The 25,457-nt window shown below is 66.9% G+C and carries 25 protein-coding genes; 11 read left to right on the forward strand and 14 right to left on the reverse strand.

Going from position 1 to position 25,457, the window contains the following annotated elements:
• The 3 genes from KBZ14_RS05125 to KBZ14_RS05135 form a co-directional block, all read left to right on the forward strand.
• Positions 1 to 2,132: valine--tRNA ligase (locus KBZ14_RS05125; protein WP_255117238.1), on the forward strand; the 2,132-nt coding region annotated here is incomplete at its 5' end.
• 25 nt (positions 2,133 to 2,157) lie between these two features.
• Positions 2,158 to 2,778: a TVP38/TMEM64 family protein gene (locus KBZ14_RS05130; protein ID WP_255117239.1), complete on the forward strand. Its 621-nt coding sequence runs from the start codon at positions 2,158 to 2,160 to the stop codon at positions 2,776 to 2,778.
• A gap of 257 nt (positions 2,779 to 3,035) precedes the next feature.
• A complete protein-coding gene (locus KBZ14_RS05135; RefSeq protein ID WP_255117240.1) occupies positions 3,036 to 6,089 on the forward strand; it encodes a choice-of-anchor I family protein in 3,054 nt (1,017 codons plus the stop codon).
• 58 nt (positions 6,090 to 6,147) lie between these two features.
• Here KBZ14_RS05135 and KBZ14_RS05140 read toward each other — a convergent pair whose 3' ends face one another.
• Positions 6,148 to 6,351 carry a hypothetical protein gene (locus KBZ14_RS05140; protein WP_255117412.1) on the reverse strand — a complete coding sequence of 68 codons (204 nt, stop codon included), beginning with the start codon at positions 6,349 to 6,351 and terminating at the stop codon, positions 6,148 to 6,150.
• A 29-nt stretch (positions 6,352 to 6,380) separates the two neighbouring features.
• Between KBZ14_RS05140 and KBZ14_RS05145 the strand changes: the two genes are divergently transcribed.
• On the forward strand, positions 6,381 to 6,536 hold the full coding sequence (locus KBZ14_RS05145) for a hypothetical protein (RefSeq protein ID WP_255117241.1): 156 nt from the start codon (positions 6,381 to 6,383) through the stop codon (positions 6,534 to 6,536).
• A 23-nt stretch (positions 6,537 to 6,559) separates the two neighbouring features.
• Here the strand turns inward: KBZ14_RS05145 and ligA are convergent, their stop codons facing one another.
• The gene (gene ligA / locus KBZ14_RS05150; RefSeq protein ID WP_255117392.1) at positions 6,560 to 8,635 is read right to left on the reverse strand and encodes an NAD-dependent DNA ligase LigA; all 2,076 of its coding nucleotides are present in this window, start codon (positions 8,633 to 8,635) and stop codon (positions 6,560 to 6,562) included.
• An 18-nt stretch (positions 8,636 to 8,653) separates the two neighbouring features.
• Positions 8,654 to 9,076 (reverse strand): DUF4864 domain-containing protein, encoded by a 423-nt coding sequence (locus tag KBZ14_RS05155; protein WP_255117242.1) that lies wholly within the window; start codon positions 9,074 to 9,076, stop codon positions 8,654 to 8,656.
• A gap of 134 nt (positions 9,077 to 9,210) precedes the next feature.
• On the opposite strand from KBZ14_RS05155, the gene KBZ14_RS05160 reads away from it, so the two are divergent.
• Together KBZ14_RS05160 and KBZ14_RS05165 are read left to right on the forward strand one after the other, a co-directional pair.
• Positions 9,211 to 9,753 (forward strand): SprT family zinc-dependent metalloprotease, encoded by a 543-nt coding sequence (locus tag KBZ14_RS05160; RefSeq protein ID WP_255117243.1) that lies wholly within the window; start codon positions 9,211 to 9,213, stop codon positions 9,751 to 9,753.
• A gap of 150 nt (positions 9,754 to 9,903) precedes the next feature.
• On the forward strand, positions 9,904 to 10,410 hold the full coding sequence (locus tag KBZ14_RS05165; RefSeq protein ID WP_255117244.1) for a hypothetical protein: 507 nt from the start codon (positions 9,904 to 9,906) through the stop codon (positions 10,408 to 10,410).
• Here KBZ14_RS05165 and KBZ14_RS05170 read toward each other — a convergent pair.
• The 9 genes from KBZ14_RS05170 to KBZ14_RS05210 form a co-directional block, all read right to left on the reverse strand.
• Positions 10,339 to 10,848, reverse strand: a complete 510-nt coding sequence (locus KBZ14_RS05170; protein ID WP_255117245.1) for a hypothetical protein — start codon at positions 10,846 to 10,848, stop codon at positions 10,339 to 10,341. The genes KBZ14_RS05165 and KBZ14_RS05170 overlap by 72 nt on opposite strands.
• Before the next feature lie 81 nt (positions 10,849 to 10,929).
• Positions 10,930 to 11,565 carry a chorismate lyase gene (locus KBZ14_RS05175; protein ID WP_255117246.1) on the reverse strand — a complete coding sequence of 212 codons (636 nt, stop codon included), beginning with the start codon at positions 11,563 to 11,565 and terminating at the stop codon, positions 10,930 to 10,932.
• Positions 11,566 to 11,580: 15 nt separating this feature from the next.
• The gene (locus tag KBZ14_RS05180; protein ID WP_255117247.1) at positions 11,581 to 12,333 is read right to left on the reverse strand and encodes a hypothetical protein; all 753 of its coding nucleotides are present in this window, start codon (positions 12,331 to 12,333) and stop codon (positions 11,581 to 11,583) included.
• 39 nt (positions 12,334 to 12,372) lie between these two features.
• Positions 12,373 to 14,307: a tRNA uridine-5-carboxymethylaminomethyl(34) synthesis enzyme MnmG gene (gene mnmG / locus KBZ14_RS05185; protein WP_255117248.1), complete on the reverse strand. Its 1,935-nt coding sequence runs from the start codon at positions 14,305 to 14,307 to the stop codon at positions 12,373 to 12,375.
• Between the two features lie 50 nt (positions 14,308 to 14,357).
• A complete protein-coding gene (dnaB, locus tag KBZ14_RS05190; RefSeq protein WP_255117249.1) occupies positions 14,358 to 15,776 on the reverse strand; it encodes a replicative DNA helicase in 1,419 nt (472 codons plus the stop codon).
• A gap of 159 nt (positions 15,777 to 15,935) precedes the next feature.
• Positions 15,936 to 16,394: a 50S ribosomal protein L9 gene (gene rplI / locus KBZ14_RS05195; RefSeq protein ID WP_255117250.1), complete on the reverse strand. Its 459-nt coding sequence runs from the start codon at positions 16,392 to 16,394 to the stop codon at positions 15,936 to 15,938.
• Between the two features lie 38 nt (positions 16,395 to 16,432).
• The gene (locus tag KBZ14_RS05200; RefSeq protein ID WP_255117251.1) at positions 16,433 to 16,849 is read right to left on the reverse strand and encodes a type II toxin-antitoxin system VapC family toxin; all 417 of its coding nucleotides are present in this window, start codon (positions 16,847 to 16,849) and stop codon (positions 16,433 to 16,435) included.
• Positions 16,846 to 17,082 (reverse strand): AbrB/MazE/SpoVT family DNA-binding domain-containing protein, encoded by a 237-nt coding sequence (locus tag KBZ14_RS05205; protein ID WP_255117252.1) that lies wholly within the window; start codon positions 17,080 to 17,082, stop codon positions 16,846 to 16,848. The genes KBZ14_RS05200 and KBZ14_RS05205 overlap by 4 nt, the downstream gene beginning before the upstream one ends.
• 28 nt (positions 17,083 to 17,110) lie before the next feature.
• Positions 17,111 to 18,016: an acyl-CoA desaturase gene (locus KBZ14_RS05210; RefSeq protein WP_255117253.1), complete on the reverse strand. Its 906-nt coding sequence runs from the start codon at positions 18,014 to 18,016 to the stop codon at positions 17,111 to 17,113.
• 53 nt (positions 18,017 to 18,069) lie between these two features.
• On the opposite strand from KBZ14_RS05210, the gene KBZ14_RS05215 reads away from it, so the two are divergent.
• Positions 18,070 to 18,858 (forward strand): hypothetical protein, encoded by a 789-nt coding sequence (locus tag KBZ14_RS05215; protein WP_255117254.1) that lies wholly within the window; start codon positions 18,070 to 18,072, stop codon positions 18,856 to 18,858.
• Here KBZ14_RS05215 and KBZ14_RS05220 read toward each other — a convergent pair.
• Positions 18,846 to 19,709: an acyl-CoA desaturase gene (locus KBZ14_RS05220; protein ID WP_255117393.1), complete on the reverse strand. Its 864-nt coding sequence runs from the start codon at positions 19,707 to 19,709 to the stop codon at positions 18,846 to 18,848. The two genes, KBZ14_RS05215 and KBZ14_RS05220, sit on opposite strands and share 13 nt — an antisense overlap.
• A 284-nt stretch (positions 19,710 to 19,993) precedes the next feature.
• On the opposite strand from KBZ14_RS05220, the gene KBZ14_RS05225 reads away from it, so the two are divergent.
• The 4 genes from KBZ14_RS05225 (at position 19,994) to KBZ14_RS05240 (ending at position 25,202) form a co-directional block, all read left to right on the forward strand.
• Positions 19,994 to 21,268 carry a methionine gamma-lyase family protein gene (locus tag KBZ14_RS05225; protein ID WP_255117255.1) on the forward strand — a complete coding sequence of 425 codons (1,275 nt, stop codon included), beginning with the start codon at positions 19,994 to 19,996 and terminating at the stop codon, positions 21,266 to 21,268.
• Between the two features lie 142 nt (positions 21,269 to 21,410).
• Positions 21,411 to 21,800, forward strand: coding sequence for a glycine cleavage system protein GcvH (gene gcvH, locus KBZ14_RS05230; protein ID WP_255117256.1), 390 nt, complete (start codon positions 21,411 to 21,413; stop codon positions 21,798 to 21,800).
• A 115-nt stretch (positions 21,801 to 21,915) separates the two neighbouring features.
• Entirely contained in the window at positions 21,916 to 24,822 is a 2,907-nt protein-coding gene (gcvP, locus tag KBZ14_RS05235; RefSeq protein ID WP_255117394.1) for an aminomethyl-transferring glycine dehydrogenase, read from the forward strand.
• Positions 24,823 to 24,935: 113 nt separating this feature from the next.
• Positions 24,936 to 25,202 (forward strand): hypothetical protein, encoded by a 267-nt coding sequence (locus KBZ14_RS05240; RefSeq protein ID WP_255117395.1) that lies wholly within the window; start codon positions 24,936 to 24,938, stop codon positions 25,200 to 25,202.
• Here the strand turns inward: KBZ14_RS05240 and KBZ14_RS05245 are convergent.
• Positions 25,190 to 25,381, reverse strand: coding sequence for a hypothetical protein (locus KBZ14_RS05245; RefSeq protein ID WP_255117257.1), 192 nt, complete (start codon positions 25,379 to 25,381; stop codon positions 25,190 to 25,192). The genes KBZ14_RS05240 and KBZ14_RS05245 overlap by 13 nt on opposite strands.
• Between the last annotated feature and the right edge of the window lie 76 nt (positions 25,382 to 25,457).

Below are 25,457 nucleotides of genomic sequence, written 5' to 3' on the forward strand. Positions count from 1 at the left end.
GCTATCCCCTCAGCGCCGGTGCCGCCGCCGATGGCCGCACCCACCTCGAAGTGGCCACTACCCGCCCCGAAACCCTGCTGGGGGATACGGCCGTGGCCGTGAACCCCAAGGATCCGCGTTACGCCGATCTGGTGGGCCAGACCCTCACCCTGCCGCTGGTGGGGCGCGAGATCCCGATCGTGGCCGACGACCACGTGGATGCGGAATTCGGCACGGGCTGCGTGAAGGTGACCCCGGCCCACGACCCCAACGACTTCGCCATTGGCCAGCGGCATCAGTTGCCCCTGATCACGGTGATGGCCAAGGACGGCTCGATGAACGAAGCCGCCGGCCGCTTCCAGGGCCTGGATCGCTTCGAGGCGCGTAAGGCCGTGGTGGCCGCCATGGAGGAGGGCGGTTTCCTGGTGAAGGTGGAGCCCTACCGCCACAGCGTGCCCTTCTCCGATCGCGGCAAGGTGCCGGTGGAGCCGCTGCTCTCCACCCAGTGGTTCGTGACAACCGAGCCCCTAGCGGCCCGCTGCCGAGAGGCGCTTGAGAACGCCGATCCGCGCTTCGTGCCGGAACGCTGGAGCAAGGTGTACCGCGACTGGCTCACCGACATCCGCGACTGGTGCATCTCCCGCCAGCTGTGGTGGGGCCACCGCATCCCCGCCTGGTTTGTGGTGAGCGAAACCGGCGGTGTGATCACCGACAGCACCCCCTACGTGGTGGCCCGCGATGAGGCGGAGGCCCGCGCCAAGGCGGAGGCGCAGTTCAGTGGTGGCACCCACCAGCACCCCGTGGTGCTGGAGCAGGACTCCGACGCCCTCGATACCTGGTTTTCCAGTGGCCTGTGGCCCTTCTCCACCCTCGGCTGGCCCGATGCCGATGCCGCCGATCTGGCCCGCTGGTATCCCACCAGCGTGCTGGTGACGGGCTTCGACATCATCTTTTTCTGGGTGGCCCGGATGACGATGATGGCCGGCGCCTTCACGGGCCGGATGCCCTTCCAGGACGTGTACATCCACGGTCTGGTGCGGGATGAGAACAACCGCAAAATGAGCAAATCGGCGGGCAACGGCATCGACCCGCTGCTGTTGATCGAGCGCTATGGCGCCGATGCTCTGCGCTTTGCCCTGGTGCGCGAAGTGGCGGGGGCCGGCCAGGACATCCGCCTCGATTACGACCGCAAGAGCGACACCTCCGCCACGGTGGAGGCCTCGCGCAACTTCGCCAACAAGCTCTGGAACGCCACCCGCTTCGCCCTGATGAACCTGGGCGGAGAGACGCCCGCCTCCTTGGGCGAACCGGATCCAGAGGCTCTGCAGCTGGCGGACCGCTGGATCCTCTCGCGGCTGGCGCGGGTGAACCGCGAAACCGCTGAGCGCTATGGCAGCTACGCCCTTGGGGAAGCGGCCAAGGGGCTCTACGAGTTCGCCTGGAATGAGGTGTGCGATTGGACCATTGAGCTGCTCAAGCGGCGCCTGCAGGACCCGGCGCAACAGCGCACCGCCCGTCAGGTGCTCGCCAAGGTGCTTCAGGAGCTGCTGGTGATGCTGCATCCCTTGATGCCTCACCTGAGCGAGGAGCTCTGGCATGGGCTCACGGGCGAGCCCGAGGGCACCTTCCTGGCCCTGCAGCCCTGGCCAACCCTTCAGGAGGCCGCCCTCAACGATGGCCTGGAAGCCCAGTTCGCCGAGCTGATCGAGGCGATCCGGGTGGTGCGCAATCTGCGGGCGGTGACAGGGCTTAAGCCGGCTCAGCCGGCGCCGGTCCAATTCGTGACGGGCCGCGGCGAGCTGGCGGCCCTGCTGCAGGACGCCACCGCCGACATCACCGCCCTCACCCGGGCCGAGAGCGTCACGGTGCTCGCTACCGCAGAACCTGGCCAGCGCTGCCTGGCCGGTGTGAGTGGCGAGTTGCAGGTGCTGTTGCCCATTGAGGGGTTGGTGGATCTCGAGGCGCTCAAGGGCCGTCTGGAGAAGGATTTGGCGAAGGCGGAGAAGGAGATGGCTGGCCTGTCAGGGCGCTTGGCCAATCCCAACTTCGCCAGCAAAGCCCCTCCGGACGTGGTGGTGGAGTGCAAGGCCAACCTGGCCGAGGCCGAAGCTCAGGCCGCCTTGGCCCGTAAGCGTTTGGCGGATCTGGGCTAGACCCGTTTCTCCGGCCTCGCCATTCATGGATCTCCATCCTTCGCTCTGGCTGGAGCGGGTGCTGCCTGCCCTGCGCTCACCCCTGGGCTTTGCGGCGTTTGTGCCCCTCTATGCCCTCTGGGTCACCCTGCTGCTGCCAGGGGTGTGGGCATCAATGTTGGCTGGGGCCCTCTATGGCACCTGGTGGGGCAGTGTCCTGGTGTTTTTGGGGGCCTGTTTGGGAGCCGAGGCCTCCTTCCTATTGGGTCGCACCTGGCTGCGGGATTGGGCCCGCCGTCGGCTGCTGGCCTTCCCCAAGCTGCAAGCTATCGAGCAAGGTGTTAGCCGGGAGGGCTTGAGGCTGGTGCTGCTCACCCGGCTCTCGCCTGCGTTCCCCTTCAGCCTGCTCAACTTCGCCTATGGCCTCAGTGAAGTGAGCCTGCGCGATTACACCCTGGGCCTGATCGGCATCCTGCCGGGCACGATCCTGTTCTGCGGCCTGGGCGCCCTGGCGGGGGATGCGGCCCGCTTCGGTGAGGTGCTCTCCGGCCAGGCCGATCCCGGAACATGGGCCCTGCGGATCACGGGCATCCTGGCCACCGTGGCGTCGGTGTGGCTGGTGGGTCGGGCCGCCCGTCGGGCCATCAAGGGCGGGGAGCTGGATTGAGCGGGTGGGCCGTGATGGCCATGGGGCCGAGGTTGCCTTAGGGCTATCACAATGGCGGGTAAGCCTCTGTTCCTTCGGAGTGATCGCCCGGCGTGCTCAGCCGTCGGCCATTGCCGCCAATCCCTGATTAGTGGGTGGGGCTACACCGGGCCGTGTTCTGGCTTGCTTTATGCCCTGTTTTCATTTTTACTTTGCCTTCCCTTAGCCCGGAATGGGTGAATCGTTGGCAATTTTATAGCCATCCCTATCCAGGATTCATGGCTTACGTATCGCCCCTGCTCGGCAGCATCAGCCTCACCCCAGCTGGCACCTCGGGAGAGCAATTCCAGAGCGAAATCTCGGCTTACGTATCCATTGGTGGCAAGTTATTCGTGCTGTCCTCTGGCGGTGGCGACACCCTCCAGGTCACGGATGCCAGCGTTCCCTCCCTGCCAGTATTGCTGGAGCGCAAAGGCTATGGCGGCTACATCAGCACCTCCGTGGCTGCCTATAAGAATTTGGTGGCGGTGGCTCTGGTGCCTTCCAGCTACGACACCAACCCCTCCAAGGGTGTGGTGCGTTTCTACCGCATGGGCAGCAACGGAACCCTCACAGCCCTCCAGGATGTTGAGGTGGGTTACCTGCCCGACGGCATTGCCTTCAGTGGCAATGGCCGCCAGTTGGTGATCGCCAACGAAGGCCAGCCGAGCAGCAATTATGGCCTTGACCCGATTGGTTCGATCGGGATTATTGACATCACCAATCCAACCAAGACCCCCAGCTTCAGCTACACGGATCTCAGCTTTGCGGGCGTCAGCCTGCCGACCGGTGTGCGCGTTTCCGGCCCCACCGGTACGTCCCAGGCCAAGGATATTGAGCCTGAGTACGTGAGCATTCTCGGCGGCAAGGCCTACGTAACTCTGCAGGAAAACAACGCGGTTGCTGTGGTGGACCTGGCCACCCGCAGGATTCTTGAGGTGCGGGCCCTGGGATCGGTGAATTTCAGGAAGCAGGCCGTGGACCTGTCTGATCGGGATGGTGCTTCAAACGCGTCCGTCTTCCTGCCCAAGCTTGGCCAGGCGTTCGAAGGTCTGCGCATGCCTGACGGAATCGCTGCCTTCAGCGTGAGGGGTGAGAACTTCTTCATCACGGCCAATGAGGGTGATGCTCGGGAATACGGCTCCTATGTGGACGTGACCCGTAATGCTGCTTCTCCCAATGGTCGCCTCAACACCATCAAGAATCCGGCTCCCTCTGGGCCCAACACCACGACGGCCATTGGTAGCCGCTCCCTCTCCATCTTCAATGCCAATACCGGCGCGCTCGTCTGGGACAGTGGCACCAGTCTCCAGACCATCGCCGTCGCCGCCGGTGTCTATGCAGATAGCCGCAGCGATGACAAGGGCGTCGAGGTGGAGAGTGTGATTACTACCAAGCTGAATGGTCGCACCTATGCCATTGCTGCTCTGGAGCGTTCAAGCAAGACGACCATTGTCGTCTTCGACGTAACCACGCCGGCTAAGTCCAGCTATGTGAGCCATTTGGTGATTGACGGAAGCGTCAGCCCCGAAGGCCTTCAGGTGATCCCAGCGAAGGACAGCCCCACCGGGCGTGCCCAGCTGATGATCTCCAATGAGGTGAGTAATACCCTCGATATGGTGGATCTTAAGGGTCTGATTGAATCGCCAGGTGTGGGCAGTGCTGGTTTCTTCCAGCCCACCATGCTCAAGGATGTGGCTGGTGGCCCTGCCCTTCAGGTGAGTAGCCTGATCACCAATGGCGAGTTCACGAACAGCCTCAACCGCGGCGAAGAAGTTTATGCCCCCACTGGCATTTTTGATGGCCTGGGTGCCTACGACAATCGCAATGGTACCTACACCGTATTGGCTAACAGTGAGCTCGGTAATACTGCTGGTGCTCCCTACCTCGTGGATGGTGTGGCGCTGACCGGTGCTCGCATCAGCAAGTTCATCATTGACAAGGACGTTGACAATGACGCCAGTAATGGCTACCAGTCGGCAGTGATTTCCGGTGGTATCGCTTACAGCAAGATTGTTGACGCCAATGGCAATCGGGTCACTGATGCAGCTCAGATCAACGGTGGATTGAGCCGCTTCTGCTCTGGCAGTTTCGAGGAAGCTAATCGCTTTGGCACGGGTCGTGGTTTCGCCAATGCGATCTATCTCACCGGTGAGGAAACAACGAACGGCCTTACCTACGCCCTCGACACCAAAACCGACACCATGTATGCCCTGGCGGGTCTGGGCCGCGCTGGTTGGGAGACGGCCATCCAGGTGGATACCGGCAGCCGCAACACGGTGGGTTTGTTGGTGCTCGACGACAACACCGCCCCGATCTACCTTTGGGTGGGTAGTAAGTCGAAGTTAAACGGTGCCGACTTTCTGCAGCGCAATGGCCTTGCTAAGGAACAGGGCAATCTCTATACCTGGGTGCCCACCGCTAACAGCATTGGCACCAGCGCCGGTGCGGCAGGTGTGCCCGACTCCGCTGATCTCAATGCCCTGGCCCTCGGCACTGCGGCTTCCGGCCGCTGGGCGCTGATCGGTAGTGGCACCCAGGTGGCCGGTTGGGATCAAGCCACCCTGCGGGCCAATGCCAATGCCCTCGGTGCCCTGCAACTGAGCCGCCTGGAGGATGCCAGCATCAATCCGCTTAATGGCAAGCAGGTGGTATTCGCTACCACCGGTAACTCGGCCTTCGGCGGCGCAGATACATTTGGCAACCTGATCACCCTCGACCTCAGCCGTGCCTTCAATGGCCTGGGTCTGATTAGCTCCAGTAACGCCACCAGCCTGAAGGTGATCTATGACGGCGATCGTCAGATTGCCGCCTGGGATGCGGCCAATGGCAATAACAACGGTGTGATTGACGCTGCGGAGCGGGGTGCCTTTGGTGCCACGATCATTCGCAATCCCGACAACCTCACCTGGTCGAAGGATGGCTTCATCTATGTCCAGGAAGACCGTTCCGTGGATAAGGGGTTCTTCCAGGCCCAGGAGGCTTCGGTCTTCAAGGTGAATGCCAGTGCCGCTGACCCTGTTACCGGTCAGGCCGTCTCTGAGCGCTGGCTGCAGATTGATCGCACGGCTGTGCCCACCGTCTACGGCCAGTCGGATCCCCTACCTTCGGATTTCGGCAACTGGGAATCGTCCGGCATCATCGATGTGTCGGCTTTCTACGGCGAAGCAGCCGGCAGCATGTTCCTGAGCGATGTGCAGGCCCACAGCCTGAGCAATGGCAACTTGGGTGGCAATGGCTACCTGGTAGAGGGCGGCCCGCTCAACCTGATCCAGAACCCCGCCCTCTTCTGAGTCGGGCGGGCCTCATCCGTCTGATTCGCTTCCCAGGGCCCCTGAATGGGGCCCTTTTTCATGGCAATGGCCAATCTCTCAGTGCAGCCATCAGCACAAACCAGGCCAGCCGCAGCCTTGCGAGTACGCCAGTGCGGGCCGCCAGCTCGGCATATTTCGCCTGGCCACACTCGGTTTTCACCCAGCGGTAGACCCTGGGTTGGTGGCCGGTCATGGGGGTGTTGGCGAGCATCTGCACGCTAAAGCTGCCGGCCGCAGCCATGCTTGAAGTCTCCCTGCCTGGAGCCTGCCATGGTTCGCCATACCCTGTTGATTGCGCTGCGCCCCGTCTTGCTGGGCGTTGCGGCGTTGGTCCTTGGTGCCGGAGCCGCCCAGGCGGCCGTGTGTCTTCAGCCTGGCTTGGCCGTGGGCTGCACGGTGGGTGCCCCGAGCCAGGCGGCTCCGTGAACCGTGTTGGCTGGCGCTGATGGTCAGGGGCCTGCCTGGGGCTGCAGCAGCAGCTGCAGCCCCGCCTCATCCAGCACCGCCACGCCCAGGCTCTCGGCCTTGCTGAGTTTGCTGCCGGCCTCCTCGCCGGCCACCACGTAGCTGGTCTTTTTGCTCACCGAACCGGTCACTTTGCCGCCCGCGGCTTCGATCAGCGCCTGGGCCTGGGAGCGGCTCAGGCTGGGTAGGGTGCCTGTGAGCACAAAGGTTTGGCCCGCCAGGGGTGCTGCACCGTGGCCATCTTCCGATTCAGGGCTGGCGGCCAGGGAGAAGCCCAGTCGCTCCAGCTGGCTCAGCAGCTGCTGGTTGGCGGGGGTGGCCAACCACTGCTGCAGGGATTGGGCGATCTCGCCCCCGATGCCATACACGGCCGTGATCAGCTCCGGTGTGCCCTCGGCGGCCGTGGCCAGCTCGGCCGCACTGGGAAAGGCCTTGGCCAGGGCCTTCGCGTTCACCTCACCCACGTGGTGGATGCCCAGGCCGTAGAGCTGCCGGTGCCAGGGCTGGGTTTTCGAGGCGGCCAGCGCGGCCACCAGGTTGTCGGCACTCTTGGTGCCCATGCGTTCGAGGCTGGCGAGTAACGCCGCATCCAAGCCGTAGAGATCGGTGATGGAGCGCACCAGGCCCCGGTCCACCAACTGTTCGATCAACTTGCTGCCCAGGCCATCCACATCCAGGGCTCCCTTGCTCACCCAGTGGCGCAGGGCACCCCGCAGGATGGCCGGGCAGCTGCTGTTCACGCAGCGGGTGGCCGCTTCTCCCTCCTCGCGCACCAGCTCGGAGCCACACTCCGGGCAGGTGTGGGGCAGGTCCAGCCGCTGGGCCTTCGCTGGGCGCAGTTCGCTCAGCACCCGCACCACCTCGGGAATGATCTCGCCGGCCTTGCGCACCACCACCGTGTCGCCGGCGTGGAGATCCAGTTCCGCCAGCCGGTCGGCGTTGTGCAGGGTGGCGCGGCTCACGGTGGTGCCGGCCAGGGGCACCGGTTCGAACTCGGCCACGGGGGTTACCACTCCCGTGCGCCCCACCTGACAGGCCAGCCGCAGCAGCCGGCTGGGTGCCTCTTCAGCGGCGTATTTGAGCGCAATGGCCCAGCGGGGGGCTTTCTGGGTGAAGCCGGCCGCGTCCTGAAGGCGCAGGTCGTTGAGTTTCACCACCACGCCGTCGGTGGCATAGGGCAGGCTGCGCCGGCCCGTGTCCCACCGACTGAAGAAGGCCTCCACCGCGGCCAGATCCGGCAGCAGTTCGGCGTTGGGATTCACCTTGAAGCCGGCGGCCTGCAGCCATTCCAGGCTTTGCCACTGGCCGCTGGGCCGCGGCGGATCGCCGGGAGCGGGCTGCCAGTCGTTGGGTAGGTGCAGGGTGTAGGCGAAGAAATCGAGCCGGCGTGAGGCCACCACCCGTGGATCCAGCTGGCGCAGGGTGCCCGCGCAGGCATTGCGGGGGTTGGCGAACAGGGCCTCACCGCGGGCCTGGCGTTCGGCGTTGATGGCGGCGAAGGTGCCATCGGGAATGAAGGCCTCGCCGCGCACCTCCACCCAGGCGGGCGGGTGGTCCAGCTGCAGGCGCAGCGGCACGCTCTGGATTGTGCGCACGTTGGTGGTGATGTCCTCGCCCCGTTCGCCATCGCCGCGGGTGGCGGCCCGCACCAACAGGCCCTGCTCGTAGCTGAGGGCCAGGGCGTTGCCGTCGATCTTCAGTTCGCCCACCATCGGCAGCGCGGGCTGGACCTCAGCGCCGGAGGGCTCGCGATCGAGCACCTTGAGCAGGCGGCCGTACCAGGCCTCTAGGTCGTCGGTGCTGAAGGCGTTGTCGAGGCTTAGCAGGCCGATGCGGTGGGCCACGCTCGTGAAGCCCTCGGCTGGAGTGCCGCCGACCCGCTGGGTGGGACTGTCGGGGCGGATCAGCTCGGGATGGGTGGCCTCGAGGTCCAGCAGCTCGCGGTAGAGCCGGTCGTACACCGGATCCTCCATCTCAGGAGCATCGAGCACGTAGTAGGCGTGGGCAGCCCGATCGAGCAGGCGGCGCAGTTCCTGGGCCCGGGCGTGGTGATCAGCGATGGCAGAACCCACGCCGGATCAGGCAGCGGCGAGCTTCTGGATGCGATCGATGCGCCAGTCGTCTTCCACCTTCACGAAGGTGAAGTCGAGGGGTAGCTCCTCGTTGTTCTCCGCCTTCAGTTTCACCGTGAGAATGATCTGGTCCTCCTGGATGCGGGGGCGCCCCGATTTGAGGTTGTTGTACTTGTTCAGTTTCAAGCCCGCCAGGAACTGCAGGAACTGCTTGCGGTTCACGTGGGAGCGGTAGTTCTTGGTGGTGATCAGGTAGGCCGCATCGATGCGGCCGGAGGCCACCTGGGTGAAGAACTGCTTGATCACCGGGTTGATGCCGCGGGCATTCAGCACCAACTTCACGGCATTCACCGTCCAGTAGAGCAGCAGGGATCCGGCGCCGGCGGCCAGGGCCTTGGTGCCGATCTCACGGGTGATACCCCAGTCCATGGGCAGCTCGACGGGAGGTGAACAGTCGGCTGATTCTGCAGGACAACCCCCGGCCGTGGCGGTGTGGTTTACCCCAGCAGCCCGGCGCGTTCCCCAACACAATGGAGGCCACATCAGTGCCTTGCACCACCGGCGTGCCCCTTGCTCCGCTGTTGCCGCTGTTTCACCGGCTCAACCGCGAGCATTTCGAGGGTGTGCTCGCCCCTGATGGCGTCAGCCTGGTGAGCGTGCGCTGGAGCGATGGCCGCATGCGGCGCACGGCGGGGATGTATCGGTTTGGCCGCCGGCCCGATGGCACGGCCCTGAGCGAGATCGTGCTCTCGCGACCCCTGCTGGAGCCCTTGCCCCTGGAGGCCACCACCAGCACGCTGTGCCACGAAATGATCCACGCCTGGATTCACCGGGTGCTGCAGGTGGAGGAAGTGCACGGCCCCCACTTCCGGGCCCGCATGGCCGCCATCAACGCCGCCCAGACTGGGTTCCAGGTGAGTGTGCGCCACCGTTTCCCCGTACCGGCCCAGGCGCCCCGCTGGCTGGCCCGCTGCCCTGGCTGCGGCCTGGTGGCCCCCTACCGCCGCCGGGTGAAGGGGGTGGCCTGCCGCTTTTGCTGCGACCGCTTCCATGGCGGTCGTTGGAGTGCCCGCTACCAACTGGTGTTTGAGAGCACCGCCGCCTAGGTTGCGGGCCATGGCCACCTTCCTCTGGGTCCTGCAGTTCAGCGGCGTCGGTATCGCCGTGCTGGGGATGGGTCGTGATCGCTGGTTACGGGCCCGTCGCCTCGATCGTTGAGCAGTCCCTAGCCTGCGGCCATGGTGGATCAACCCCGTATGCCCCGTCGCGGCGACCCACGCCTCGAGGACCGATTTGATCAGTGGGTGTCGGCAGGACGCCAGCTGGTGGATGGCGTGTCCGGGGCTCGTCCGGGCTCGCGTCCTGGGGCTCGGGGAGCCACGGGTCGTGCCGCAGGTCGCCCCAGCCTCGATGGCCTGGGCCGCTGGGTGGAAAACAAGCTCGATTGGCTGCTGGAGGAGGACGACGACTGGCGGGAGCCCTGGGAACAGCCCGCTCCCCGTCGGTCTGAGCCCCCAGTCCCGCAGGCTGCCCCCGTGGTGCCGAAGTCGCAGGGGCGCCGGCCCCTGGAGGCGATCTCCCGCCGCGCCACCCCGCAGCTAACCCAGGCGGCCCCGCCCGCCGCCCCAGGCGATTGGCCGGAGGACGATGCCTTCAGCGTCAGCCGCTGGCAGCGGCAGCCCTCAGCCCCTTCACCCCTGGTCGATCAGCCCAGCTCGGGTGGACGTGCGGTGCCCCGTTCGAGCCGGCGTCGGTTCGATTGAGCGGTGGGCCCGCTGCTGGCGGCCCTGCACCTGAAAGCCACAGCCCAGCTCCCGTAGCTGTTGATTCACCGGCTCCACCAGCTCGCCGGGCAGTTCCTCGGCCATCTGGGCCGCCGAGGTGCTGATGGAGGGCGAGCCCTCGCTCAGGGCGGCGAGCAGCTCGGCCCATTGCTGGATCAGCGTGGACTGGTGCAGCGGGCGCAGGCCGCTGGCCTCGAGGCTGGCGCGGCAGCCTTCCCGGTTCCAGAGGGCATGGCGATGGCTGTGCTGGGGATGTCGCACGAAGGCTTGGCCCTGCTGCAGGGCGCGCTGGCTGGGTTGCCCATCACGGGCCCGGAGCCCGGCCTGGCTGAGCAGGCGGCCGCAGTGCACGGCGGAGATGCCGTAGAGGCGCCCCAGATCGGTGAGGCTGAGCCAGATCGCGGAGGTGGCGTCCATGGCATCACAGGGTCGGATGCCCTCCATGCTGGGTCGAGCACACAAGTGCGCAAGGTGTCAAGCCATAACTGCAGGCGGTCGTTACAGTCTTTGCAAATCGTCATGACGATTGGTGTGGCGTGGGGCGCGCGCTTCGGCGGGGCCCAGCCAGTGCTCCAGGGCCGGTGAAAACACCTCCCGGATCACCGTGAGTTCACGCCCCTGGTGGAAGAAGCGGTAGTGGCGGCTCCAGAAGGGGCCAGTGCTGCCCAGACCTTGGGAGAGCCAGGGGGCCTCCACGAGGGCCAGTCCATCCACTTCCCGATAGAGCTCAGCGCGCTCGGCCATGAGGCTCTTCCAGATGGGCTGGTTGCGCTGCTGTAGGTGCTCCGCCGCCGTGCTCTGGTTCCACCAGCTCTCCGCCCAGGCCAGGGTTTGCTCACCGCAGCGCAGCCACACCTGGCGGCGCAGCAGCGGCGCCTTGAGTTCCGTCACTTCGGTGGGGGCTTCTGCGCCGGGGTTGGCGTCGGCGGTCATGGCGATCACCTCCACCTCCACCGGCAGCCCGGTGAGGGATTGCAGATGGCGGGTGGGGCTGCCATCGCCCAGTAGCAGCAAGCGCCAGGGGCCGGTCAGGTCCCGGCCGCTCTGGGCGTTGGCCACATCGGCATAGGACGCCTGCCACAGCGGTCGCGGCGACGGCCAGAGCGGCCCTGGCGGCGTGGGGGTTGCGCCCATGGCGATGGTTCCAGCTCAGAAGCCACTGCTGATGCTGATGCGTCGGGTGATCCCAGCGCGTTCGATCACTGCCGCATCCCCGGAGGCGGATTGCAGGCGCCAGCCGCTGTTGCCGATGCCTTCGCCCACCAGGGCATTGGTGGAGCTGCCCCCCACCTGGAAAATGGCAGACCCGGGTTTGCCGGGAATCTGCACCACCCCCAGCAAGTCCGGCAGACTGCCCCCTCCGGCCCCACCGCTGCTGTTGGTGGCCGGCGGAGCTGAGGCATGGAGGGTGCCGCTCACGGGCACTCTCAGGGGTGGCGCGCCTCCTGGGGACTCCCCCGCGGGCAGTTGGCCGAGCTCCTCGATCCACGGCTCACCCGGTGGTGGCGGTGGTGGCAGGTCGGCCTGCGCGTTGTTGGTGGTTGCTGCGGTGGCCGCGGGGGCGGGGCTGCCTAGCCCCCGGATGCCCTCCAGGAGCCGCAGGGTTCGCTCCTGGCGCAGATCCAGGTTGGCCTGGGTCCAGCCGCGCCAGAGGGCAAAGGAGGTGCCGCCGCTGAGCAGCAGGATCGAGCCGGCGATGGCCATGAGCAGCTTGGGCTGGTGTGCGGAGCTGCCGGGGGCTGCTGCCGAGGGGTGCTCCTCGCGGATTTCAACCTCGATGGTGTCGGTGGGAGCGGTCGGGGCCGGCACGCCGAGGGCCTTGCTGAACACCCGATCCATCACCTGTTCGGCCTTCAACTCCCAGAGCGCCCGTGATGGGCTGGGCGAGCGGCCGGAGGTCACGAGCTGCTTCTGGGCATTGGGGAACGGCGTGGGCGCACCCTATCGCTCACCTGCCGCGTTGACGAGCGGCTGCTGGCGGCGCGCCTCCAGCTCCAGCCACAGCATCAGGGCGGTGATGTCGGCGGGGCTGACCCCGGGGATGCGCGAGGCCTGGCCCAGGCTGTGGGGCTGCACGGCCGCCAGCTTCTCGCGGGCCTCCTTGGAGAGGGTGCCGATGGCCGCGTAGGGGATGTCTGGGGGGATGGGGCGGTGCTCCTGCTTTTTCACCTGGTTGATCTGCTGCTGTTGGCGGGCCAGGTAGCCGCTGTATTTGATGTCGATCTCCGCCCCCTCGCGCACGTCCTGGGGGAGCTGGGCATCGGCCAGGCCGTGCTGCACCAGGTCTGCGCTGTGGAAGCCGGGGCGGCGCAGCAGGTCGGCCAGGGTGATGGAGCCTTTGATCGGCGCGCTGGTGGCGGCCTCCACCGCTGGAGCCGCCGGGTCGCTGCCCTTGAGGCGCACCGTTTCGAGCCTCTGCTTCTCGGCCTCGATCGCCTCCTGTTTGCGGGTGTAGAGGTCCCAGCGGCGGTCATCGATCAGCCCCAGCTCGCGGCCCAGGGGGGTGAGGCGCCGGTCGGCGTTGTCGCCCCGCAGCACCAGCCGGTATTCACTGCGGCTGGTGAGCACTCGGTAGGGCTCGCGCAGATCTTTGGTGATCAGATCGTCGATCATCGTGCCGATGTAGCTGCCCTCCCGCGGGAAGTGCACGGCGGATTGGCCGCGCACCTGCCGGGCGGCGTTGAGGCCGGCCACCAGCCCCTGGGCAGCGGCCTCCTCGTAGCCGGTGGTGCCGTTGAGCTGGCCGGCACTGAACAGGCCTTGCACCCGTTTGGTTTCCAGCGAGGGCTTGAGCTGGGTGGCGGGTAGATAGTCGTAGTCCACCGCGTAGGCGGGTCGCAGCATCACGCACTGCTCCAGCCCCGGCAGGGTGCGCAGCAGCTCCAGTTGCAGCCGTTCCGGCAGGCCGGTGGAGAAGCCCTGGATATAGAGCTCGGGGGTGTCCCTGCCCTCAGGCTCCAGGAAGATCTGGTGGCTCTCCTTATCGGCGAAGCGCACGATCTTGTCTTCAATCGAGGGGCAATAGCGAGGGCCCTTGCTGTCGATGAAGCCGCCGTAGATCGGCGTGAGGTGCAGGTTGTCGCGAATGAGTTGGTGGGTGGCCGCCGTGGTGCGGGTGATGTGGCAGCTCATTTGCGCATCGCTCACCCAGGCCGCTGGATCAAAGGAGAAGAAGCGATCGGCGGCATCGCTGGGCTGCTCCTCCAGCTGGTCGAGGGCCACACTGCGGCGATCCACCCGGGCGGGAGTGCCGGTTTTGAGGCGGCCCATGCTGAACCCCAGGGCCTCGAGGGCTTCGGTGAGCCCCTCGGCAGGCTGCTCCCCGGCCCGGCCGGCCGGCATCGATTGGTTGCCCACCCAGATCTGGCCCCCCAGGAAGGTGCCCGTGGTGAGGATCACGGCCGGCGCGGCGTAGACGCTGCCGAAGTAGGTGCGCACGCCGGTGATCCGGCCACCGCCGTCCGCTGCCCCCTCCACCTCCAGTCCCGTCACCATGGCCTCGCGCAGGGCCAGGTTGGGGCTGTGCTGCAGCAGCTGCAGCATCTGGCGGGCGTACTGGCGCTTGTCGGTTTGCGCACGCAGGGCCCATACGGCCGGGCCGCGGCTGGCATTCAGCACCCGCTTCTGCAGGGCCGTGGCATCGGCCAGGCGGCCGATCACGCCGCCCAGGGCATCCACCTCATGCACCAGCTGGCTCTTGGCCGGCCCGCCCACCGCTGGGTTGCAGGGCTGCCAGGCGATGCGGTCGAGGTTGAGGGAAAACAGGGCCGTATTCAGCCCCAGCCGCGCCGCGGTGATGGCGGCCTCGCAGCCGGCATGGCCGCCCCCCACAACGATCACATCGAAGGATTCGGTGGGGGGAGCGGTGAAGGCCATGGGTTCAATGTATGGCCCAGCCCCTGGAGGGTGCTGGTGGCGAGGCCTGATCAGAGCCCGCCTGGGGCTGCCAGGTTGCGGAAGCGGGTGTATTGGGGTTCAAACAGCAGTTTCACGGTGCCCACGGGGCCGTTGCGGTGCTTGGTGAGGATCACCTCGGTGATGCCCCGGTCCGGGGTGTCGGGGTTGTAGTACTCGTCGCGGTAGATCATCAGCACCAGGTCCGCGTCCTGCTCGATCGAGCCGGATTCCCGCAGGTCTGAGAGCATTGGGCGCTTGTTGGTTCGGGCCTCCACGCCACGGCTCAGCTGGGAGAGGGCCACCACCGGCACGTTGAGCTCACGGGCCATCTGCTTGAGGCCCCGGGTGATGCGGGAGAGCTCCTGCACCCGGTTGTCGGAGCCCGACCCCTCCATCAACTGCAGGTAGTCGATCACGATCAGCCCCAGTTCCTTGCCGCTTTCGGCCATCAGCCGCCGGCACAACGAGCGCATCTCCAGCACGCCTGAATTGGGCTTGTCGTCGATGTAGATCGGCATCTGGCTCAGGGTGCTGATGCCCTGGCCCAGCAGGGGCCACTCCTCTGGATTGAGCCGGCCGGTGCGCAGGCGGCCGCTCTCGATGCCCACCTCCATAGCCAACAGGCGGTAGGTGAGCTGCTCTTTGCTCATCTCCAGGCTGAACACGCACACCGGCAGGTGGTGCAACTGGGCCACGTTCTTGGCCAGGTTCAGGGTGATCGCGGTTTTGCCCATGGCGGGGCGGCCGGCCACGATGATCAGATCGCTGCGCTGCAGGCCCTGGGTCATGGCGTCCAGGTCGTAGAAATTCACCGGGATGCCGGCCACCGCCGTGCCCAGGGAGCGGCTCTCGATCTCGTTGAAGGTGGCGGTGAGGATTTCCGCGGTGGGGGTGAGGCCAGTGCTGGGTTTTTCCTGGCTGATGGCGAAGATCTTGGCCTCGGCCTCATCGAGCACCTGCTCCATGGGCTTGCTCTGGTCGAAGCCCAGCTGGATCACCTCGTTGCCGGAGCGGATCAGCTGGCGCCGCAGGAATTTGTCCATCACCAGCCGGGCCACCTGGTCGATGGAGGCCGTGGACAGGGTGCGCTCTACCAGTTCCACCAGCCGGTTGCTGCCGCCCACCTTCTCCAGGGCGCCTGTATCCGCTAGCCAGGCGGTCATGGCGGTGAGGTCGGTGGGTTTGCCCTGGCTGTGCAGCATCAGGGCGGTGCGGTAAATCTCCCGGTGGGCACTGAGATAGAAGGCCTCCGGCTGCAGCACATCGGCCACGCGGCCGATCGCATCCGGGTCGAGCAGGATGCCGCCCAGCACGGCCTCTTCAGCCTCCAGGTTCTGGGGCGGCACCGAATCGGGCAGGGCCTCGAAGTTCGCCTCCTCCCGCTGGCGGCCCCGGTTACCCAGGCGCCCCCGGCTTTCATCTGAATTGGCCAGGGGAACGCTCGCCATGGTGGGCTGGGCTGCTCGGGCTGAGGAGGGATCCAACAAAACGCCGCCAGACCCAAGGGGCCTGACGGCGTGGGGCCGGTCATTCTGGGGCGACCAAGCCGGAGCCAAAGCCCCCAGGGATCAGCTGGGGGAGTGGGCTGACGCTGATGGCGGGTGTGCTCAGTGGCTCACCACTTCCAGGTTGATCTCGGCGGTGACTTCCGAGTGCAGCTTCACCTGCACTTTGTAGTTGCCGGTGCGGTGGATTTCGGGAACGATGATGTCGCGGCGATCCACTTCCTTCTTGGTGGCGGATTCGATGGCTTCGGCCACGTCGCCGTTGGTCACGGTGCCGAACAGCACATCGTCGCCGCCGGTCTGCTTCTTCACCGTGAAGCGGCCGATGGTGTCCAGGGCGGTGCGGAAGGCCACGGCCTCAGCCTTGAGGGCAGCCTGGCGCTCGGCCTCCTTGGCGCGGCGGTGCTCCACCTGACGCATCACGGCGGGAGTCACTGCAACGGCCTTGCCCTGGGGCAGCAGGAAGTTACGGGCGTAGCCAGGGGCCACATCCACCAGATCGCCGTCCTTGCCCAGGCTGAGGACGTCCTCGCTGAGGACCACGGAAACGCGCTTAGCCATGGGAATTCGGTAAAACGATCAACGTCTTGAGCGATGGATCAGCCTACGCCACGGCTTGGGGTGATCAAACGCAGCCCGGGAAAGGCCTGGCGGTACCGGCGCTGATCCCGCGTGAGCAGGGCGCAACGCTCAACCAGTGCATGGGCCCCGATCAGGAAATCGGGAAGAATCATGGCCCTGGTGCCTCCGCGTTCCCGATAGGCCGCATGGGCTCGGGCCGCCAGGAACGAGGCTTCTCGAGGCATTGGGCGGTAGTCGTAGAGGTGGGGCGGCAGCAGCTCGTCCACGTCCTCAATGCGGTGGCAGGCGAAGGCGATTTCGCCATACACGATGGCGTTGATCAGAACGGGACCTGCATTCAGCCAGTGCATCAGCTGTGCGCTGCTCCAGTGGCCCCACTGCGGGTCGGCGGTGGCCACATCGAGGATCACGTTGGCATCCACGAACACCGTCACACGGCATCACCGCGGGTGAGCGCCAACAGCTCGTCGGTGCTGAGGTTGGTGCGCAGGCGGGCTCGGCGCAGGCGCTGCACGGCTTCTTCTCCCCGGCCGGGCTGATCAGGTTGTGGCTCCAGGAACACCCGTCCGTCCTCCTCCACGAACCGCACGGCGGTGTGGGGGAGGAGGCCGCAGCGCTCGCGAATGGCCAGGGGAATGGTCACCTGACCCTTGCTGGTGACCCGCATCGAACACCCCATCGGCAGAGTAAGAATCTTACCGAGGTCGGGTTCTCAGGGCTTCAGGCAGCCGCACCCTGGTGGCGAGGCCCAGGCGCTGCATCAGATGGATGTGCATCCAGGTGAGGTCGGGCTCGCGGCGGCCCCAGCCATGGCGCGCGGAGTGGGGGTAGGCGTGGTGGGTGTTGTGCCAGCCCTCGCCGAAGGTGAGAGCAGCCACCCAGGGGTTGTTGCGGGAGCCGTCACCGCTGTTGTGCAGCACGTAGCCCCAGCGGTGGGTGGCGGAATTCACCAGCCAGGTCACGTGGTACACGAGTGCCAGGCGCAGGGGGATCCCCCACAGCACAAGGGCCCAGCCGCCGGCGCCTGTGATGGTGCCGATCCAGAACAGCAGGCCGGCCAGGGGCAGTTGCAGGATCAGGAACCACGTGTTCAGCCAGCGGTAGTAGGGGTCTGCGGCCAGATCGCCGCTCAGGCGGGGGATGGCCGCCGTGGCGGGCACCTTCTCGAGCATCCAGCCCATGTGGCTCCACCAGAAGCCGCGGTGACTGTTGTGGTGATCTGCATTCGTATCGGAAAACTTGTGGTGGTGGCGGTGCAGGCCCACCCAGTCGATCGGGCCCTGCTGGCAGCTGAGGGCACCGCAGGTGGCAAAGAAGCGCTCCAGCCAGCGTGGTAGCTGGAAGGCGCGGTGGCTGAGCAGGCGGTGATAGCCGATGGTCACGCCCAGGCAGGCGGTGACCCAATAGAGGATCAGCAGGCTGGCCGCGGCCGGCACGCTCCAGAACCTGGGTAGCAGAGCCACCAGGGCCAGGGCGTGGATGACGGCCATGAAGGCCACGATTCCCCAGTCGCGGCCTTGGGGTGCAGCAGGCAGCGCCGCGCCGGGTTGGCGGCGATGCAGGGCCCGGGCCCGGGCTGGGGCGGTGATCGAGGCCGTCATGGGCCTGCTCCATCGGTTTCCGATAAAATGGTAGCAGTACGGATCCGTATCAAGTGCAATATCGGGATGAACTCGAAGCGGGCCGGGATGCGTTCGGGCACCTGATCAGGGTTTGGCACGAGCGCAACGGCTGGAGTCAGCGGGTGCTGCCGGCCCTGGCCGAGCGGCTGGAGCTGGGCCGGGTTCACAACTCCCAGCTCTCTAACCTGCGCAACCGCAAGCTGGCCTCCCCGGGCCCCGAGCTGTTTGTGGCGTTGGGGCGCATCAATCAGATGTTGGCGCAGGAGGGTGGTGTCGAGGGGCCCTCGCCCCAGCTCGCCGGGCAGTTGGCCGATCAGCCCGAGCTGCTCTCAGCGCTCCAGGTCTCCGCCTTGCCCCTGCTGGCGGATAACGGCCAGCCGCTGGGGCCAGCCCAGCTGTTTGAGATCTTCGTGGGCCTGCGCCAGCCCCCCAGCGCCTTCGATCTGCGCATTGCCGAGGCTGAGGCCGCGGGCTTGAGTGCCGCTCTGGCGGAGCTGTTCACGGCGGGGCGGCCGTGGCGCAGCTGCCGGGACCAGTTGCTGGAGGCCTATCCCGCCGAGAAACGCCAGCGCCGTGAGCGGTTTGCCGAGGTGATGGCGGGCCAGCGCGACTACACGGCCGCCGAGTTGGACGGGGAACTGGCGGATCTGCGGCGCACCCTGGCGGTGCTGGGGGCCGCCGATGAACAGGCTCTCAGCGCCGACCAGTTCCTGGAGTTGCTGCGCCAAAAAGCCCGTCAGCATCAGCGGCCGGGCGGCGGTGGTGATCGCGATGATCTGGGGGAGGCGATCCGGCGGGAATTAGGCCGTCAGCCCGGATAACGGGCTTCGCGAATGCGCTTGGCCCAGCCGAGGCTGCGCAGCAGCTTGATGTGTTGCCAGGTGATGTCGAACTCGAACCAGCGCAGGCCGTGGCGGGCGCTGGAGGGGTGGGCGTGGTGGTTGTTGTGCCAGCCCTCGCCGAAGCTCAGGATCGCCACCCACCAGCAGTTGCGGGAGAGATCCGGGCAGTCGAAATTGCGGTAGCCGAACGCGTGGGTGGCGGAGTTCACCAGCCAGGTCACGTGGTACACGAGCACCAGACGCAGGGGAATCGCCCACAGCACCAGGCCCAGGCCACCGCCATGCACCTGGGCGGCGTTGCCGTACCAGTACAGACCCAAACCGAGGGGAAGCTGCAGCAGCAGGAACCAGCGGTCCAGCCAGCGATAGAGAGGGTCCTGGAGCATGTCGCCGGAGAAGCGATGCAGCTCCTTGAGGGCGGGGATCTCGTGCAGCATCCACTCGCTGTGGGCCCACCACAGCCCGCGGGCCGCGTCGTGGTGGTCGTTGGGCTGGTCGGAGAACTTGTGGTGATGGCGGTGCAGGCCCACCCACTCGATCGGACCGCTCTGGCAGGCCAGGGTGCCCATCAACACCAGCAGGCGTTCCACCCACTTGGGGGCCACGAAACTGCGGTGCGACACCAGCCGATGCAGGCCCAGGGTGACTCCCAGCACCGTCATCCAATAAAGCAGCGCCAGGGCGGCCACAGCCTGCCAGCTCCAGAACTGCGGCAGCAGGGCAAACACCGCCCCCACGTGCATCACCAGCATGAAGCCGGTGGTGCCGAGCTTCAGCTTCCGCTGACTGGGGGGCAGGGGCGCTCGGGGCACCACCAGGGCGGCGCGCATGCGCGCTTCCTGGGCTGCCGTCAGCCCTGCGCTGCTGCCTTCGGTGGCGCCGTCGTTGCCCGTTGCCGGACGGTTGGAGCGGGCTGCCGAAGCGGCATCTGGAGCAACGACCAATGTGATCTCCTGAAGGATGCGCAGGCTCTGGTTCGCTGGGGTGTCCCCTGGAGGGGGACTGCGCACCACTGGCCTGGGATGCCGGCTGTAGCCAGAGCATCAATCGAAAAAATCTAGCCGCGGGCTCCCCCTCCCCCGCGAGTCAGCATGCCAAGGCGCCACCGCTTGCCATGAGCCTCCCCACCAGCGCCTGGGCTGCCGACCAGGTGGCCGCCGCCAGCGCCCGCATTGCTCCCCTGGCGGCGGAGCGAACCGCCGGGGTGAAGCCCCGCCTGGATCGCGTGCTCCAGGCCTTCACGGCGGAGCGGCTGGGGGTTCATCACTTCGCCTCGGTGAGTGGCTATGGCCACGGCGATCTGGGGCGTGAGGTGCTTGATCGGGTGTTTGCGCGGGTGCTCCAGGCGGAGGCCGCCGCCGTGCGCCTGCAGTTTGTGAGTGGCACCCACGCCATTGCCTCTGCGCTGTTCGGGGTGCTGCGCCCCGGCGATCGCCTCCTGGCCCTCAGCGGTCGCCCCTACGACACCCTTGAAGAGGTGATCGGTATCCGCGGCAGCGGCCAGGGCTCCCTGGCCGAGTTCGGCATCGTCTACGACGAGCTGGACCTCTTGGCCGACGGCAGCGTGGATGAGGCCGGCATCGCGGCGGCCCTGGCTGTGCCGACCCGGATGGTGTTGATCCAGCGCAGCTGTGGCTACAGCTGGCGGCCGTCGCTCACCGTGGAGCAGATCGGCCGGCTGGCGGAGCGGGTGAAGGCCCTCCAGCCCCACTGTCTGGTGTTCGTGGACAACTGCTACGGCGAGCTGGTGGAGCTGCAGGAGCCCACGGCGGTGGGTGCCGATTTGATGGCCGGTTCCCTGATCAAGAACTTGGGCGGCACCATTGCGCCCACCGGCGGCTATGTGGCGGGCCGCCGTGAGCTGGTGGAGCAGGCCTGTTGCCGGCTCACCGCTCCGGGCATCGGCAGTGAGGGGGGCACCGGTTTTGATCTGCACCGGCTCCTGTTCCAGGGCCTGTTCCTGGCCCCCCAGATGATCACGGAAGCGCTGCTTTGCGCCGAGCTCACCGCAGCTGTGTTTGACGGTCTGGGGCTGGCGGTGAACCCCCTGGTGGGTGGCGTGCGTAGCGACGTGATCCAGGCGGTGCGCTTCGGTGCGCCTGAGCCCCTCAAGGCCGTGTGCCGCGCCTTCCAGGCCTGTTCCCCGGTGGGCTCCTACCTCGATCCGATCCCGGCGCCCATGCCGGGCTACGCCAGCGACCTGGTGATGGCCGGCGGCACCTTCATTGATGGCAGCACCAGCGAGTTCTCCGCTGATGCCCCCCTGCGTGAGCCCTACGTGCTTTATGCCCAGGGCGGCACCCACCGTGCCCACGCGGAGCTCGCCCTGGAGCGGGCCCTCGTGGCCCTGGCGGAGGCGGGGCTGCTGCCGGTAGGCCCGACCCCCTGAGGGTTGGCGCAGCCTCCGGAGTCCTGTCCAGCCTGTACAAGTTTCAGCAGGGCGATCGGAAGTCTTGCTGTTCCAGCGGCTCTGTTGGCCTGGGAGGCCCCAGGTCCGACAAACTGGGGGCACCTTGCATTCGGCCTCGCCGATGGCGCTCAGCTACCCCGACGACTGCCGCTACGCCGACAGCCATGAATATGCGCGGCGCGATGGCGAGTTGGTGCGCGTGGGCATCAGTGCCTTCGCCGTGGATCAACTGGGCGACATCGTGTTCGTGGAGCTGCCGGAGGTGGGCAGCACCCTCACCCAGGGGGCCGGCTTCGGTTCGGTGGAGTCGGTGAAGGCTGTGGAGGATGTGATCGCCCCCATCAGCGGCACGGTGGAAGCCCGTAATGAAGCGGTGCTGGCCAGCCCGGAAGAGTTGCAGAACGACCCCTATGTCGAGGGTTGGCTGTTGTTGGTGCGACCCAGCGATCCCGCCCAGGTGGACGCCCTGATGGATGCCGCCACCTACGGCGCCAAGGTGGACGGCCACTGAGGGTCGCCCGAATCCAATCCCCAAACCTCCTCGATCCAGCGAGGCCCTCTTCCTAGGATCCGGCCACGCTTGAAACAGGCCTGTGTCCGCAACGGTGCCGCTGGATGGATTCCTGATGCGGCACATCGGCCCCTCCCCTGGGGAGCAGGCCCGCATGCTTCAGGATCTAGGAGCGCCCGATCTGGATCAGTTTCTGGCGGAGGTGGTGCCCGCCGGGATCCTGTTGGAGGCTGCCACGGCGACGGCCGGATTGCCGGAGGGCTGCAGTGAGGCCCAGGCTCTGGCTGAGCTCCAGCAGATCGCCAGTGCCAACCAGGTGCGCCGCAGCCTGATTGGGCTCGGCTATTACGGCACCGTGACGCCGGCGTTGCTGCAGCGCCATGTGTTCGAGAACCCTGCCTGGTATACGGCCTACACCCCTTATCAGGCCGAGATCGCCCAGGGGCGCCTCGAGGCGTTGCTCAATTTCCAGACCCTGATCAGCGAGCTCACTGGCCTGCCGATCGCCAATGCCTCGCTGCTGGATGAGGGCACGGCGGCTGCCGAGGCCATGAGCCTCAGTTTTGGGGCCTGCCGCGATGGCGCAGCCCGCCGCTTTCTGGTGGATGCCGATGTGTTTCCCCAAACCTGGGCGGTGCTGCAAACCCGGGCCGAGCCCCTCGGCATTGCGCTGGAGCGGGTGGATCCCAGTGCGCTGCTCGCCCAGGTGGAGGCGGGTGGCCAACCCTTTGCGGGCTGCTTTGGCCTGCTGCTGCAACTGCCTGGGGCCAGCGGTCGCCTCTGGAATCCCGCGGCGTTGATCGCCGCCGCCCAAGCGGCCGGTGCCCTGGTCACGGCGGCGGTGGATCCCCTGGCCCAGGTGCTGATGGCGCCTGTAGGGGCCTTGGGCGTAGAGATCGCCGTGGGCAGCACCCAGCGCTTCGGCATCCCCATGGGGTTCGGCGGACCCCATGCCGCCTTTTTTGCCACCACCGAGGCTCATAAGCGCCAGATTCCCGGGCGCCTGGTGGGGCAGTCCGTGGATGTGGAGGGCCAACCGGCCTTGCGGCTGGCCCTCCAGACCCGTGAGCAGCACATCCGCCGCGACAAGGCCACCAGCAACATCTGCACGGCCCAGGTGCTGCTCGCCGTGATGGCGGGGTTCTACGCCGTGCACCATGGCCCGGAGGGCCTGGCGGCCATTGCCCGGCGCTTGCTGCGCCTGCGCTCCGCCTTGGCCCTGGGCCTAGAGCTGCTGGGCCTGCCCCCGCGCCGTGAGCCGGGGCTCGACACCCTCAGCCTGGATCTGGCTCCAGCCCAGCGGGACGCCGTGCTGGAGCGCGCGGAAGCGGCCGGGTTCAACCTGCGCCGTGATCCCGCCGGCTGCGGCATCAGCCTCGATGAGCTCACGGATGGGCCGGAACTGGATCGCCTGCTAGCGGCCCTGGCGGGGCCCGGGCAGCCCGTGCCCGCTGCGGCCGAGCTGCTGGCGCGGGTGGATCAGGCGCCGCTGGCGGAGCAGGGCTGGGCTGGCGCTGGCCTCCCCCTGCGCGATGGCCCCTGGCTCACCCAGGAGGTGTTCCACCGCTATCGCAGTGAAACCGAATTGCTGCGCTACATCCAGCGGCTCGTGTCGCGGGATTTCTCCCTGGTGCACGGGATGATCCCCCTGGGTAGCTGCACCATGAAGCTGAATGCCGCCGCTGAGCTGCTGCCGGTGAGCTGGCCGGCCTTCGCGGGCCTGCACCCCTTTGCGCCCGAGGCCCAGACCGCCGGCTACCGCCGTCTGCTGAACGATCTCGAGCAGTGGCTGGCGGCGATCACCGGGTTTGCCGGTGTGTCCCTGCAGCCCAATGCCGGCTCCCAGGGCGAATATGCCGGCCTGTTGGTGATCCGTGCCTTCCACCGCAGCCGCGGTGAGGGGCATCGCCAGGTGTGCCTGATTCCCACCAGTGCCCATGGCACTAACCCGGCCAGCGCGGTGATGGCAGGCCTCACGGTGGTCCCCGTGGCCTGCGACGCCCAGGGCAACATCGATCGTGCCGATCTGGCGGCCAAGGCCGAGGCCCATGCTGATCAGCTGGCGGCCCTGATGGTGACCTATCCCTCCACCCACGGGGTGTTCGAGGCCGGCATCGAGGAGATTTGTGCCCTCGTGCACCGCCACGGCGGCCAGGTGTACCTCGATGGCGCCAACCTCAACGCCCAGGTGGGTCTGTGCCAACCCGGCCGCTATGGGGCCGATGTGTGCCACCTCAACCTGCACAAGACCTTCTGCATCCCCCACGGCGGCGGTGGCCCCGGGGTGGGCCCCATTGCTGTGGCGGAACATCTGGTGCCCTTCCTGCCCGGCCATCCGTTGGCCCCTGGCAGCGGAGCCCAGGCCATCGGCCCGGTGAGTGCCGCCCCCTGGGGGAGTGCTTCGATCCTGCCGATCAGCTGGATGTACATCCGCATGATGGGTGGGGCCGGCTTACGCCAGGCCAGTGCCGTGGCCTTGCTGGCCGCCAACTGGATCGCCGAGCGGCTGGAGCCCCATTTCCCGGTGCTCTATCGCGGTGCTAGCGGCCGCGTGGCCCACGAGTGCATCCTCGATCTGCGGCCGCTCAAGCGCAGCTGTGGCCTGGAGGTGGACGATCTAGCCAAGCGCCTCATGGACTACGGCTTCCATGCCCCCACCGTGAGCTGGCCCGTGGCGGGCACGGTGATGGTGGAGCCCACCGAGAGCGAGGCCTTGCCGGAACTGGAGCGTTTCTGCGACGCCATGGTGGCCATCCGGGCGGAGGCGGCCGCGATTGAATCCGGCCGCAGTGACCACCTCGACAACCCGCTCAAGCGTGCCCCGCACACCTTGGCGGCCCTCACGGCCGACGACTGGTCGCGCGGCTACAGCCGCCAGCAGGCGGCATTCCCCGCCGGCCCGCAGCAGCAGGCCCAGAAGGTGTGGCCCGCCGTGGCCCGGATCGACAACGCCTTTGGCGATCGCCATCTGGTGTGCACCTGCCCATCGGTGCAGGAGTTGGCGGGCGTCACGGCGGCCTGAGCCGGCTAGATTCTCTTGTGAAAGGGAAATTTCCGAATTTCTTTCTGCCGTTGCTCTTGCTTTTCCCCCAGGATCTGCTCCAACTGCAGGCATCGCCGCGCCTCTGGGGCTCCATGAACGACGACAACGCTCCATCCGCGGCTCTCTTCCCCGTCTCCTCGCCCAGCTGTGACGTGAAGCTGCCTGGGATCGCTGGTTCCCTGTCCCACTCCTCTGCCAGCGGTCAGACCCTGCGGGTGGATGGAACCAACGTGGTGCGCGTTCCCTTTGGCGTGCGTCAGCCCCGCCGCGCCCGTCCAGCCCGCCCGGAGCGTTGGGCCACCGTGGTATTGCCCTTCCAGTTGGGTGGTTCTACGCCCCCGCCCCCTCAGGCGGCCTGATTCAGGCGCCAGTCCACGAGGGCTTTCACATCGTCGATGGAACTGGCCGGAGCCCTGAAGGGCAGCTGCTCCATGGGGCTCCGTTCGGGCCGTACCAGCCAGGAGAGGTCGCTCTGGGGAATCAGCACAAAGCCCCGGTAGCGCACCACCCAGCGTTGTGTGTCCAGGGCCGTTGCCATGGCTGAGCGTTAGATCGGAGCGGTGGCATTTCAACCTCTGATTTGGGGCGTGCTCCCAGAATTTCGTTTGTCTTTA

The organism is Synechococcus sp. HJ21-Hayes (assembly GCF_024345835.1).
Classification (GTDB): domain Bacteria; phylum Cyanobacteriota; class Cyanobacteriia; order PCC-6307; family Cyanobiaceae; genus Vulcanococcus.

Coding starts and splice junctions, on each gene's coding strand:
- KBZ14_RS05130 (WP_255117239.1), top strand. CDS start 2,158: ATGGATCTCCATCCTTCGCTCTGGCTGGAGCGGGTGCTGCCTGCCCTG.
- KBZ14_RS05135 (WP_255117240.1), top strand. CDS start 3,036: ATGGCTTACGTATCGCCCCTGCTCGGCAGCATCAGCCTCACCCCAGCT.
- KBZ14_RS05140 (WP_255117412.1), bottom strand. CDS start 6,351: ATGGCTGCGGCCGGCAGCTTTAGCGTGCAGATGCTCGCCAACACCCCC.
- KBZ14_RS05145 (WP_255117241.1), top strand. CDS start 6,381: ATGGTTCGCCATACCCTGTTGATTGCGCTGCGCCCCGTCTTGCTGGGC.
- KBZ14_RS05155 (WP_255117242.1), bottom strand. CDS start 9,076: ATGGACTGGGGTATCACCCGTGAGATCGGCACCAAGGCCCTGGCCGCC.
- KBZ14_RS05165 (WP_255117244.1), top strand. CDS start 9,904: ATGCCCCGTCGCGGCGACCCACGCCTCGAGGACCGATTTGATCAGTGG.
- KBZ14_RS05170 (WP_255117245.1), bottom strand. CDS start 10,848: ATGGACGCCACCTCCGCGATCTGGCTCAGCCTCACCGATCTGGGGCGC.
- KBZ14_RS05175 (WP_255117246.1), bottom strand. CDS start 11,565: ATGGGCGCAACCCCCACGCCGCCAGGGCCGCTCTGGCCGTCGCCGCGA.
- mnmG (WP_255117248.1), bottom strand. CDS start 14,307: ATGGCCTTCACCGCTCCCCCCACCGAATCCTTCGATGTGATCGTTGTG.
- dnaB (WP_255117249.1), bottom strand. CDS start 15,776: ATGGCGAGCGTTCCCCTGGCCAATTCAGATGAAAGCCGGGGGCGCCTG.
- rplI (WP_255117250.1), bottom strand. CDS start 16,394: ATGGCTAAGCGCGTTTCCGTGGTCCTCAGCGAGGACGTCCTCAGCCTG.
- KBZ14_RS05205 (WP_255117252.1), bottom strand. CDS start 17,082: ATGCGGGTCACCAGCAAGGGTCAGGTGACCATTCCCCTGGCCATTCGC.
- KBZ14_RS05210 (WP_255117253.1), bottom strand. CDS start 18,016: ATGACGGCCTCGATCACCGCCCCAGCCCGGGCCCGGGCCCTGCATCGC.
- KBZ14_RS05220 (WP_255117393.1), bottom strand. CDS start 19,709: ATGCGCGCCGCCCTGGTGGTGCCCCGAGCGCCCCTGCCCCCCAGTCAG.
- KBZ14_RS05225 (WP_255117255.1), top strand. CDS start 19,994: ATGAGCCTCCCCACCAGCGCCTGGGCTGCCGACCAGGTGGCCGCCGCC.
- gcvH (WP_255117256.1), top strand. CDS start 21,411: ATGGCGCTCAGCTACCCCGACGACTGCCGCTACGCCGACAGCCATGAA.
- gcvP (WP_255117394.1), top strand. CDS start 21,916: ATGCGGCACATCGGCCCCTCCCCTGGGGAGCAGGCCCGCATGCTTCAG.
- KBZ14_RS05240 (WP_255117395.1), top strand. CDS start 24,936: ATGAACGACGACAACGCTCCATCCGCGGCTCTCTTCCCCGTCTCCTCG.
- KBZ14_RS05245 (WP_255117257.1), bottom strand. CDS start 25,381: ATGGCAACGGCCCTGGACACACAACGCTGGGTGGTGCGCTACCGGGGC.